Raw genomic sequence first — 12,977 nt, 5'->3', positions numbered from 1 at the left:
GATGACAGCCTTTTAAACATCACCGTAAACTATAGAATAGGTTTCCTGGTTAAATTTTGTGAGGATCTCTCAGGGCTTGTCCGCAGGATCCAGATCCAATGGCCATTTATGGATGCCGCTGACAAGCCGCGGCACGTAGGTAATTGGATAAAGAGATTCGCCGTGCATCGATCGTAAATAGACTATTCCTCTACGACTTTTAAAAATAGTCTACTCTTTGAATAAGAAATGTATTAAGGATTAAGAGAATGCCTAAATCAATCTGGAAAGGCGAGATTTCCTTTGGTCTTGTTTCTATACCGGTTTCATTGTATTCCATTGAGGAGCAAGATGAGCTTAAATTTCATTTGCTTGATAAAAAAACGAAATCCAGAGTGCATTATCAACGAATTAGTGAAAAAACCAGCAAAGAAGTTCCTTGGGACCAAGTGGTGAAGGGATTTGAATTTGAAAAAGATCGTTACATTGTTGTCGATGAAAAAAAGTTCGAAAAGGCGAGTCCAGATTTATTTAAAGCAATTAACATTGAAGAATTTGTTGATTTTCAGGAAATTGATAGTCTTTACTTGATGAAGCCTTATTACCTTATTCCAGAAAGTAAAAATAAAAAAGCATATGTATTATTGCGAGAATCATTAAAAAAAACAAATAAGGCAGGCGTTGCCAAAGTCATTATTCGGACAAAAGAATCTATTTGTTTAATCCTTCCTCATCATCATGCCCTACTTTTGTACTTAATTCATTTTAAAGATGAGATACGTGAAGAAAAAGAAATGGATGTTCCCAAAGAGGATGTTAAAAATTATAAAATTTCCCAATCAGAAATAAAAATGGCTGTTACTTTAATCAATGAAATGACGACTAAATGGCAGCCCGAAAAATACCATAATGAATATCGTGAGGCATTGAAAAAATGGCTTGATCAACAAATAGCAAAACAACCAGTAATCAAAGAAGAGGAGGACTCCGAGATTGACAAGGAAAGTTCTGCAGATGTGGTCGACTTTATTTCGCTTTTAAAAGAAAGCATGAAAAAGAAAAAATCTGCAGAAAAGCCAAATAAGAAAAAGAGCTCATAAATCAAGAGAACAATCAATCTGTCCCATAAACTACACTCTTGTCAAATTATGTCACTTTATGTAAATATAACTTGAGACATCTTGAGAATAAGTGTCATAGACCTCTTTCGAAATTCGCCGCAGAGCGAAATGCGAGAAAGTCTGCAATAGAATTTCGGAAAAGTTCTAGTGTTATAGCAGCAATCTCGGAGGGATCCTAAAATGAGACAAATATTTAAAATTGATAAAGTCATAAGACAAGTGAACTCTGTATTTAAAACGTCTCAATCACAAACAATACGTCCGCCAAAAAAAATAGAAAAACCATTGTTCGCAGCTCAAAAAAAAGCAACAACAGCCCCTCCTGTGACGAAAGCACTCAATCCGCTTTTTTTTACACAATTAAAAGCAGAGGAACACAAACAGTTTACGTCTAAAAAACGGCATCGCTCTGAATACAAAGACAATTACAGCGCAGCACTCAACTTGCCTTTTTCAAACTATCAATTAGCGATAAAGTACCATGATCACAATGCGCTTCTTAGTATGTCGCAACAAAATATTATTGAACATGCAAATCGACGTGTTGATTTATTTTTTTATACATTAATTGCTTATTATAAAACGGAGATTCTACCAACCAATGGACATACAACATTACAACATGGTAGAGGACGAACCACACGCAGTAATACAAGCATCTCTGAAGCATGTCATAGCAGCCTGACTCCTTCATTAGTGGATACAACCATTTATCAAAATAAACAAACAGGAGAAAAACATAAAAGTTTACTGTCCGACACACATTTTATGGATAGTCTGAACTCCACTGTCGAGTTACCTCCTTTTGTCAATGATCTGGATGATCTGTTAGAAAATGCATTAAGAGAAAAAAGTTTGACTATTCTTCGCGAAGTTTCACTTGGAACAATAAATCCAATTACCGGATTAACTCAGTTTTTGCAAATAATGAGTACTGTTTTAAAGGATCTTAAAGAAGATGCTGAAAATAAAAGCAAACCTGGCTTATCCCAGCATCCCTTAATCAAACAACGACCGATTACACCAAAGCTGATTGAGCTTGTAAGAACTGGGTCCCTATCCACTACCTATTTACCTCAAACACAAACCGCAAATGATGCGTACATCCAACTGTTACTTAGAATGACACCCGAAGAAAAAGCATCCTGCAAAGATGAGTGCAGTAAAGAAAAAGTATACCTCAATAAAATTACGGAGTTACAAAACGAAATTTTACATACGAAAAGCAATGGATTTTCCATCACTTAGAACTGGTTTTTAATTTAATGCCAAATGCATTACTTGGCTGACTAAGGAAAACCGGAGGTCAAATAAAAGGAACTGCCTCTAGCTATGCCTGATAGATTTGACTAGAATACAGTTTAGCTGCTGATAAATAAAAACTTTTTACACTGGTGTCAATTCATGAATATCCACACTGTTGTTGAAGAGCAGAGAAAATTTGCTGCTGCCGGACAAGCTAAAAATATTGATTTTCGTAAACAGCAATTGCAAAAATTGAAGACGATTGTCAAACAAAATGAGCAGCTCCTCTACGAAGCGCTTTATGCAGATATAAAAAAATCTCAGTTTGAAACCTATCTAACTGAGCTTGCCATGATTTATCATGAGCTTGATCAAGCAATAAAATCAGTACATAAATGGGCTAAGCCTAAAGCTAAAAGAACGGAATTAGTACTTCAACCAGGAAGGAGTTTTATCTTACCTGAACCGTTTGGCACGACGCTCATTATCGGTGCATGGAATTATCCCTATCAGCTGACGTTAAGCCCTTTAATCGCAGCTATGGCGGCAGGAAACACCAGCATTATCAAACCCAGCGAGCTACCACAAAATACTTCATCAGCTATGGCAAAAATAATAAATCAAAATTTTGATCCGGCTTATCTTTATGTCGCAGAAGGTGGTCCCGAGGTAACTCAGGAGCTTCTTAGTTTCCGTTTTGATAAGCTCTTTTTTACCGGCAGTACTGCCGTAGGAAAAATCGTAGCCAAAGCGGCAGCAGAGCACTTAACTCCCGTCACCTTGGAATTAGGTGGAAAAAGTCCTTGCCTTGTTTTTTCTGATGCCGATCTCAAAATTTCAGCCCAACGCATTGTTTGGGGCAAGTTTTTAAACGCAGGCCAAACCTGTATTGCACCGGATTATCTTTTAGTTGAAGAATCAATTTATCAACCCTTATTGGAAGAACTCAAAAACCAAATCAACGAAGTTATTGGTTCTAATCCTCTTATGAGCGAAAGCTATGTACGGATTATCAATCAAAAACATGTACAACGCTTAAAAAAACTCATCGACCCTCAAAAATTATTTACAGGGGGGCAGGTCATCGAAACAGAAAATTATATTGAGCCAACAATTCTTAAAGATGTCAGTTTTGCTGATGAAATTATGAAAGAAGAAATTTTTGGCCCAATTTTACCCGTTATTCCTTTTACCGATCTGCACTCTGTGCTCCAGGAAATAAAACTACGTCCGCGTCCTTTATCACTTTATATTTTTGGAAAAGATTCGACTGTGCAAAAACAAATTTTGCGTGAGGTTTCCTTTGGCGGTGGCTGTATTAATGATGTGATTATGCATATTTGTAATTCCCATCTTCCATTTGGTGGTGTTGGAGAAAGTGGTATGGGGAGTTACCACGGTGAAGCAGGTTTTAAAACGTTTAGCCACTTCAAAAGTATTTTGAAAAGGAATTTTTGGTTTGAGTTACCTATTAAATATAGGCCATACAGTCAATGGAAACAGAAGATAATCCAAGCACTTTTAGGATAAGTTAATGCTTCTGATTGTTTTCATCCTCAAAACAAGTGTAACGGCTTTTGCTTCCATAAAAACGTTTATGGTGTAGGATTTTTCCCTTCTTGTCCGTATTTATCCACCAAATTTCGCACTAATTAATACATTCTTTACTCACTGGGAATTCCTTGCTCCAAATAAATTAAGCTATCTTTATTAAAAATGCTGAGAGCTAATTAAGCAAGAAGAAATAGTGTGCTTTTAGAATTTGATTCAGTTATCTTAATTCATTTTTAAATATGCTTCCTTATCTTGTACGCTGCCAATATTGGGTCTATAACTTTAAGAATGAAAGAGAGCACTTATGTCAGAAAAGAAAGCTAAAATTAAAATCAGTAATTCCAAGGAATCTCCTGCTCCACCTTCTGTTGAAGCAAATCCTTCTATTCTTGCAAGCATCATTAAAGAATTGCCAGGCAGTATTTATTGGAAAGACAAAAATGGGGTGTATTTAGGTTGCAATGACACCATGCTTGAAATGAGCGGAATGAAATCCGTAATTGGGAAAACAGATTTTGATATGCCGTGGGCAGCATCTGCAGAAACAATTCGCAATAATGATTTAAAAGTAATGGCGCTTAATTCTTCATTAGAGCTGGAAGAAACTGGAACATTAGCCGATGGGCAACAAGCAGTTGTATTAACTAGAAAAACCCCTCTACGTGATGAACAAGGAAATGTGGTGGGTATTCTAGGCATATCACTGAACATTACCCATCGTAAAAAGCAAGAAGCGGATTTACGTTCACGCCAGGAAAAAACGCAATCAACTTTAGAAAATATTCTTGCCAATATGCCAGGACATGTTTATTGGAAAGACAAAAATGGGGTGTATTTGGGATGCAATAACCGACAAGCACGAAGTGTAGGATTTCAATTTGGCTATGAACTTATAGGAAAAACCGATTTTGATTTACCTTGGGGTGAAAACCAAGCAGAGTTATTTCGTCAAAATGATCTTTATATTATGCAAACGGGTGAAACTGAAATTATTGAAGAAAACGCCCTGATCGAAGGTAAAAATGCCATTTTTCTAAGTCATAAATCCCCGATGCGCAATAAGAAGGGAGAAATTACTGGGGTACTTGGTATTTCAATTAACATCACGGACCGCAAAAAAATTGAAGCCGAACTCAAGATCGCGAAAGAAAAAGCCGAAGCAGCAAGCCATGCAAAAACAGAGTTTCTTGAAAATATGCGTCATGACATCCGCACCCCCCTCACCGGCATTGTTGGATTTGCAGATCTCATCAAATCTGCAGCAAAAAGTACTCAGATTGAAGAATATGCTGATAACTTGGTCGCATCCAGCCATGCCTTGCTTGATTTTATGGATGAGGTTCTTGAAGCAATCCACGTCAGTTCAGGCGAGGTGCCCAAAGTTCGAAAGAAATTCGTCTTACAACGAATCGTTCAACATGTTATTGATCTTAATAAAGCCAAAGCATCGGCAAAACACCTGCGTTTATCGTTGAATTTTGATCCAAATATTCCCAAATACCTTATTGGTGATCCTGTGCGCATCCATCGAATTTTACTGGAGCTGATTGCTAACTCATTGAATTTCACAGATACAGGCTTTGTAACATTAACCGCTAAACTGGCAAAACAAGAAAATCGCGAAATCATTATTCAATTTGTCGTAGAAGATAGTGGAATGGGCATTCCCAAAGACAAGCAACAGGAAATTTTTCTGCAATTTAAGCGCTTAACACCTTCCTACAAAGGAATTTATAAAGGAGCGGGCCTAGGTCTTGCGGTAATCAAACAGTTTATTGATGAGTTAGATGGGGAAATATATGTTGAGAGTACGGTTGCCAAAGGAACGCTCTTCACCTGCATCATTCCCTTAAAAACAGCACTTTTAGAAGATCAAACGGGCATTGATAACGATTTTGTTGAGCCCAATATCCCAAGTTTTTCACAAAATACTGCAATCACTCAAGCCCCAGATTCATCTGCAAAACCCTTCAAACATCGTATCTTATTAGTTGAAGACAATACCATTGCCCAAACAATCGCAAAAGAAATGTTGAATCAATGTAATTGTCACGTTGATGTAGCAGCTGATGGACAATCTGCCTTACAATTCTGGAAGAAAAACCAGTACGATTTAATTTTTATGGATATCGGTTTACCTGATATGGATGGTTATCAAGTGACCCATCACATTCGGGTACAAGAAATCGCTAAAAACCATCACACGCCCATCATTGCACTAACAGCCCATGTCGGTGAAGAAAACAAACAACGATGTATTGAGTCAGGAATAAATGCGGTACTCAGTAAACCACTAACTCACAAAAATTGTTGTGATATTTTAAATTCATTTATTCCCTCCATTCAAAAAGAAAAAGGCATCTCTTCTAAACTTGATGTTTTAGATTTACCCGCAACAGAAGAACAATTTTTTGAGCTTTCAAGATTTCCCCTACTTGATATTGAAGAAGGAATTAAAACTACAGGTACAGAAGATATGCTCTGCAAGATGCTCAAGTTAATGCTGAATCATTCTCTTGTTGAAGATATTACCCTACTCAAAAAAGCACATGCTCAAGGTGACTGGGAAAAAACCCAGCAATTTGCCCATAAAATTAAGGGAGGTGTGGTGTATGTCGGTGCCATCCGTTTGAAAATCGCTTGCCAATATCTTGAACGTTACTGGAAATCAGGTCAACGTGATTTATTGGAGAAATTATATCAGCAAATTATTCAAGTGATTGATGAAACAACCTCTGAAATTCAAAAATGGATAAAGGCAAAAACACCTCATTAGGTGAAAACCCGGGTTTCGCTGCGCTGCACCCAGGCTACAATTTTAAAGAAATGCTTAAAAATCGCCAACCACTGATTCACTTTCCAAAGCAGCTTCCTGAATCATTTGAAACTCATCTCCTGTTACCTTTCCAGGATATTTTTTAAATCGAAGTGCAACAGGTCTTAAATAATTTGGATAATGAGGCTTGATTAAATAATCATAAGTGGCTGCCATCGCCTTGTTTCTGCCGCTAGGATAAACTTCAAAATCATATGCTTTTTCTGTCCATAGGCACATCACCGAACACTCTTCAAGCAAATAATCAAGACACAGTCCGAATGCCCGCTCATGATCGACATGCACAGCAGAAAATCGGCTCAAGTATCGTGTTAAAAAATCATCAATATTGGCATGGATAGCCCGACGAAATGATTCATTGGCGTCATATTCTTTTTGCACGCGCACATGACTGTCAATGTAATTCTGACTGTTGTACCAATCATCCCAGCGCATAATTTCAAAGGGAATAGTTAATTGATTGTAAGCCATTTCATTTCGCAGCAACCAATCATCACCTTCTTTTACAGCGAGCTGATATAACTCATCCGGTGTCGCATGATGCATAATGCCCATCGTATGACGTTGAACACTATCATCAACAAGGATGGTACACTGTTTAAATGCCCCATTAATGAGTTTAATCACTGCTGCAAATTTTTCGCCCTCATGGATGGGTTGTCCAACACTAATGGGCATCAGACAAGAAGATTGAGGAAACCGTTTTCTTTCTTCTACTGGGTTTTCTCTAAAGGAAGCTTTCACAATCCTGTTATCAATTAAACTCATATTCCTTACCTCCTTTTGAGTTTCTTCACTATTTTTTGCATAAAATGAAATCATATTTTATTTTATAAAAACCATACTGTCCATTAATGGATCATCAGTAAATTTTGATCATATAATAATTACTTAATATTTTCATTGTATAATTTGTGTAATATATATATAAATTGAACCGAAAAGCGAGTATAAAATGCCTTATAGAATAGATAATCCTGGTGGCGGTGATTGCGGATTTTATGCATTGGGAATAGGTTTAATAGCTATCATTCAAAAAGAATACGCAGAAAACGGCAAAAGCAAAACTTTTACTCAATGGCAAAAGAAAGGTCTTAATAATGTCGGCTTGCAAGAAATTCTGGACATTGATTTAAATCAGCTCTACGAATCCCCCTATACTTATAAAAAAGAAACCTTGCTTAAATTACAACTGTCTTTAAGAAGTATTTCTGCCACCTCATATAAAAATGATCTTCTTAAGAAAATAGCAGAAGCAAGAAGTAATGGAAGCACTCAAGTTGAAAGCTCTCCTGTGTATCATAAGTTTATGGAATTAGTGCATTTTTATTTAAAAGAAGACGATAAAAAAGAGGGTGCGCTGGATAAAGTAAAACAGTTCAACGAGTTGGCTTCATCACCTGAAGTTCTTGATTTAGCTCAAAAAACTGCTAAGTCATTGGAGCCAAAGCTTAAAGGTAAATCCTCCTTTGAGGAAATCCAAAAAATAGAAAATTCGCATGTTAAACAGGCATTACTGGCAGACGTATTATCTGGTAGTAAAGAAAATCCTCGTTCCGTCATTTTAAAAGGCGTAGAAAAAATTAAGGAAAAAGGAAGATGGGCAACCCACGACGACTTGAAAGAAATTGCCGATCAACTTGACGTAAATCTCTATGTGACCAATCAATTGAATGGAGCACTGATGGATGGTTGGTCTACTGTTGTTTTAAATAATGAAGGTGACTCGATCCATTGGACAACCACTGTAGAGGAATTACCTAAGCCGAAAGCTAAACCTATTGAAAAAGAACGTGTTGAGAACTCAAAACCAATAGAAAAAACTCATACATCTTCTAAAAATAAAGAAACAACACCCGTGATTGTACCTGTAGACACTCAAGCTCCAGTAGTAAAGTATCAAACACACATTAACGCACTCATTCAAGCTGCATCAACTCAGGGCTTGTTCGCTCATGTTAAAAACAGAATTGAAAACCTGGATAAGGAAAGCCTTGATAAAGAAAAGGCTGCTAAAAATGAGCATGGCGTTACCGAATCGGATGAAGAGTTTGCTATGCGCCTGCAAGAAGCAGAGTACAGACGAGCTAACCCAAAATAAGAACGCTTAAACTTTGGAAATAAAAGCACCCTGGAAAATGGGTGCTACTCCTTTTTCAGATCCACTATCTGCTATTATAGATAAGTCCAATAGGAAGTCAGATTTGTCATGCCATCCTACTTTAACCAGAGGCTGTTTAAAATTCGCTAGATTGAGTCGCAAGGCCTTGATTTTCGAGCACCAAAGCGCAGCATCCATAAAAGTATGTGAGCATCGGAGCACAGAAAATCAAGGTCTTGAGGTCAAGATAGTAGAATTGTAAACAGCCCTTAGTATAATGTACAAATACAGAGTATTAATCTAAGGGACTTTCGATGAGTACTATTCAACGCTTTATCAAAGCACAGCAAGGTCAAGACGCATATATCTCATTCCAACAGGCATATGATGAACTTAAAGCAGGAAGCAAACAAAGCCACTGGATATGGTATATCTTTCCTCAGTTAAAACAGCTTGGGTTCAGTTCTATAGCCCAACATTTTGGCATTGTTGATTTCAAAGAAGCGTGCGACTATTTGCAAAATGAAGAACTTTTTCAAAACTATGACGCAATCACACAACTCGTAGAACAGCAACTAAAAAGAAAAATCCCTGTTCTAATCCTTATGAATGGAGATACTGATACTAAAAAACTGGTGTCAAGCCTCACCTTATTCCGAGAAGCAGCTTCATTTCTTGAGCACCAAGGAGACGCATCTCAGGATTTTGCTGCTCTTGCACAGCGTTGTGATCGAATTCTACACGAAACCGCAAAACAAGGTTATCCTTCCTGTAAGCGTACTCTTGATTTTGTGCAGGAACAGAAAATGTAGCCTGGGTGCAGCGAAGCGTAACCCGGGTTAAGCTTCGCTGCACCCAGGCTACATGTATTGATTTGCAACAACGCCGAACAAGTCGCGGAACGTTGGCAGTGAAAATAAATTGCCACACCCCCTAGAACAAATTAAAAATTTTGTGGTCCTGTTTTTTCTTTCTTGCAAAAGTGTATGATTGCTTCATAAAATCACTTAAATTATTGGAAATAAAATATAATGAGAAAGTTCGCTGGCATCCTTTTTCTATTTTTAAATCTAGGTATTCAAACCGCAAATGCAAACAACCTCACTTCAGTAGAAAAACAGATAACCCAGTACATTACAACCCAATCTCAAGAACAACTTTCATTATTGGAACAATTAGTCAATACCAACAGCGGTACTACAAATCTTACAGGAATTTATAAGGTTGGAAACATAGTACGTCAACAATTAGACCAACTTGGATTTAAAACGTTTTGGGTTGCTGAACCACGAGCTATGCATCGAGCAGGCACCTTGGTTGCTCAGCGCATTGGCAATAAAGGCAAAAAATTGCTTTTAATTGGCCATCTAGACACGGTGTTTCCTGCAGATAGTCCATTTCAACATTTTAAACATAAAGGAGCTGTCGCAACAGGGCCAGGAGTCATCGATGACAAAGGAGGAGTGGTTGTTATCCTTTATGCCTTAAAAGCCTTACACGAAATGCATGCTCTCGACAATGCAAACATAACGGTTATTTTAACAGGCGATGAAGAAGATTCTGGGAAACCCACCTCGATTTCAAGAAAACCTTTAATCGATGCAGCAAAAAATAGTGATATTGCCTTGGATTTTGAGTGGGCAATTACACCCGATACAGCAACCATTGCGCGTAGAGGCATAGCACACTGGACAGTAGAAACTCATGGCAATGAAGCACACTCCTCAGAAATTTTTCAAAAACAAGCGGGCTATGGTGCTATTTACGAGTTAGTACGAATCCTAAATACAATGCGTACCCAGCTACGTGGGGAGCGCTTTTTAACATTTAGTCCAGGCCTTGTTTTAGGGGGAACCACAATTAATAGTAAAAATAACATTCAGGGTGAGACTTTTGGCAAGGGAAATGTCATCGCAAAAGTTGCTATGGCAAATGGTGATTTACGTTTTATTAGCGAACAACAAAAAAATACAGCAGAGAAAAAAATCACGGATATTGTTTCCCATCATTTGCCTGGCACTACAGCTTCCGTTCTATTTCAAGACGGGATCCCGAGTATGCCGCCTACTTCTGCCAATGAGGCTTTATTAAGACAATATAGTGAAGTCAGTGAAGACTTAGTACAAGGAGTAGTACATCCGCTTGACCCAGGAGCAAGAGGTGCAGGTGATGTGTCACACATTGCCTCTTTAGTGAACGGGGCATTAGCAGGTTTAGGACCAGTAGGTACTGGCGCACATTCTCTTAAGGAAACTTTAGATATCCCTTCTCTTTTAACACAAACGCAACGCGCATCCCTATTGATTTATCGATTAATTAACTCATGATCATGAAGATTTGGTTAAAAATTTATTTCTCATCCTCATCCTTAGCTTTAGCTTTAGCTGTTTCTAACACAAGGCACTATAATATCATTAAGAGGTTTCTTTTAATTAATTCAGTAATAACCTTTCGTAGAGTTATTTAATTTTTTAAAATTCTCACTGTATTCAATTGAAGGAATTTTGTTAAACATTTAACATACAATTTTTTATGGATTGGCTTGATTTGATTCCTTACATTTACCCGAGCTCTTATCTCAAATTACCTGCTAATTTTTACGAGGTGATCGAGCCAACACCGATTGCAAATCCTTATTTAGTTCAATTCAATCATGAACTTGCCTCATATCTTTGTGCTCCGAACTCCTCTTCTGCCAATGAAAAAGAAACGCTCTCTTTTTATGCCGGAAATCGAGTGCCTGCACATCTTAAAAGTATTGCATTAGCTTATGCAGGACATCAATTCGGATACTATGTCCCCCTTTTGGGAGATGGTCGTGCTGTGTTACTTGGTGAGTTATGTAGTCAAGATGGGAGGCGATGGGACATTCAACTCAAAGGGTCGGGAAAAACAATGTTTTCGCGAATGGGCGATGGTAGAGCTCCCCTTTCCGCGGTATTAAGAGAATATCTAATCAGCGAAGCAATGCATGGTTTAAATATTCCAACCACCCGTTGCCTCGCTGCCATTGCAAGCCAAGAAACGATCTATCGCCAAGATGGTCCCGTGCCATTAGGTGTATTAACCCGAGTTGCATCCAGTAGCCTGCGGGTAGGCTCTTTTGAATATGCCGCTGCTCAAAAAGATAACGACTTACTCCAGTCTCTTGCGAACTATGCTCTTGAAAGACACTATCCCGAACTTTTACCCAGCGCACACCCCTATCTCGAACTGTTTAAAAAAGTTGTGGATAGGCAAGCAAGCCTTATTGCTGAATGGATGGGTGTCGGCTTTATTCATGGAGTCATGAACACAGATAATATGACCATATCTGGCGAAACCATCGATTATGGTCCCTGTGCGTTTATGGATGAATTTGACTTTGGTACTGTATTTAGCTCTATTGATCATGCCGGTCGTTATGCATTTGGAAATCAAGCCGCTATAGCAAAGTGGAATTTGGCACAATTTAGTCTAAGCTTGCTGCCTTTATTTAAAGATAAGGAAGCGCCCCAACAAATACTCGAAGCCCTCAACTCATTCACAGAGCGCTTTTCTCAATACTGGAACAAAAAGATAAGAGAAAAGTTAGGCCTCTCTAAAGATAATACTCATACTAGAGAACTTATTAACAATTTTTTCGTATTATTACAGCAACATAAGCCGGATTTTACAAATACTTTTAGGCTCATGAGTCGAGCCATTGATTGTGAACGCTCGCAGAATGATTTAATCAACGCACTAGGAAATCAACCTAACAGCGAGCAGTGGGTTTCTGACTGGTTAGTGTGTATGAAACACCAAAATGTTGAGGTCAACACAATAAAAACCAAAATGAATCAGGTAAACCCAGTCTATATCCCCAGAAACCACTTAGTTGAAAATGCAATTCAAGATTTTGTTGAAAACAATGACCGTACTTTAATGGATACCCTTTTGACTGTATTGAAAAATCCTTATCAACAGCAAAAAGGCACTGAAAACTTACAATGCTTGCCTATGCCACACGAACGAGTATACCAAACGTTCTGCGGAACTTAGTTTATTCAATATGTAGCCTGAGTGCAGCGAAGCGAAACCCGGGGAAATTTGAGAATATGTAACATTCCCGGGTTCCGCTTCGCTGCACCCAGGCTACATATTCTTTAGTTTTCAAATC

General features: G+C 38.0%; 9 protein-coding genes. 8 read left to right on the top strand and 1 reads right to left on the bottom strand.

The window, feature by feature from the left end; all coding sequences use genetic code 11:
* Positions 1-248 precede the first annotated feature (248 nt).
* From ku to Lani_RS14025, 4 genes are all read left to right on the top strand, one after another.
* Positions 249-1,079 carry a non-homologous end joining protein Ku gene (gene ku, locus Lani_RS14040; RefSeq protein WP_019234358.1) on the top strand — a complete coding sequence of 277 codons (831 nt, stop codon included), beginning with the start codon at positions 249-251 and terminating at the stop codon, positions 1,077-1,079.
* A 201-nt stretch (positions 1,080-1,280) separates the two neighbouring features.
* Positions 1,281-2,348 carry a hypothetical protein gene (locus Lani_RS14035; RefSeq protein WP_019234357.1) on the top strand — a complete coding sequence of 356 codons (1,068 nt, stop codon included), beginning with the start codon at positions 1,281-1,283 and terminating at the stop codon, positions 2,346-2,348.
* Positions 2,349-2,504: 156 nt separating this feature from the next.
* Entirely contained in the window at positions 2,505-3,875 is a 1,371-nt protein-coding gene (locus Lani_RS14030; RefSeq protein WP_019234356.1) for an aldehyde dehydrogenase, read from the top strand.
* Positions 3,876-4,203: 328 nt separating this feature from the next.
* Positions 4,204-6,675 (top strand): PAS domain-containing sensor histidine kinase, encoded by a 2,472-nt coding sequence (locus tag Lani_RS14025; protein ID WP_019234355.1) that lies wholly within the window; start codon positions 4,204-4,206, stop codon positions 6,673-6,675.
* 54 nt (positions 6,676-6,729) lie between these two features.
* On the opposite strand, the gene Lani_RS14020 is transcribed toward Lani_RS14025, so the two are convergent.
* Positions 6,730-7,503 (bottom strand): hypothetical protein, encoded by a 774-nt coding sequence (locus tag Lani_RS14020; RefSeq protein WP_019234354.1) that lies wholly within the window; start codon positions 7,501-7,503, stop codon positions 6,730-6,732.
* A 238-nt stretch (positions 7,504-7,741) separates the two neighbouring features.
* Here Lani_RS14020 and Lani_RS14015 point away from each other — a divergent pair, with 238 nt between their 5' ends.
* The 4 genes from Lani_RS14015 (at position 7,742) to Lani_RS13995 (ending at position 12,859) form a co-directional block, all read left to right on the top strand.
* The gene (locus Lani_RS14015; protein WP_223499484.1) at positions 7,742-8,836 is read left to right on the top strand and encodes a hypothetical protein; all 1,095 of its coding nucleotides are present in this window, start codon (positions 7,742-7,744) and stop codon (positions 8,834-8,836) included.
* A 314-nt stretch (positions 8,837-9,150) separates the two neighbouring features.
* Positions 9,151-9,648, top strand: coding sequence for a DUF1810 family protein (locus Lani_RS14005; RefSeq protein ID WP_019234351.1), 498 nt, complete (start codon positions 9,151-9,153; stop codon positions 9,646-9,648).
* Between the two features lie 219 nt (positions 9,649-9,867).
* Entirely contained in the window at positions 9,868-11,163 is a 1,296-nt protein-coding gene (locus Lani_RS14000; protein ID WP_019234350.1) for a M20/M25/M40 family metallo-hydrolase, read from the top strand.
* Between the two features lie 205 nt (positions 11,164-11,368).
* Positions 11,369-12,859: a protein adenylyltransferase SelO gene (locus tag Lani_RS13995; protein ID WP_019234349.1), complete on the top strand. Its 1,491-nt coding sequence runs from the start codon at positions 11,369-11,371 to the stop codon at positions 12,857-12,859.
* The last annotated feature ends 118 nt before the right edge of the window (positions 12,860-12,977 follow it).

The organism is Legionella anisa, assembly GCF_001467525.1.
Classification (GTDB): domain Bacteria; phylum Pseudomonadota; class Gammaproteobacteria; order Legionellales; family Legionellaceae; genus Legionella; species Legionella anisa.
Note: the sequence above shows the minus strand (reverse complement) of the source record. Positions and strands in the feature narration are given on the sequence as shown.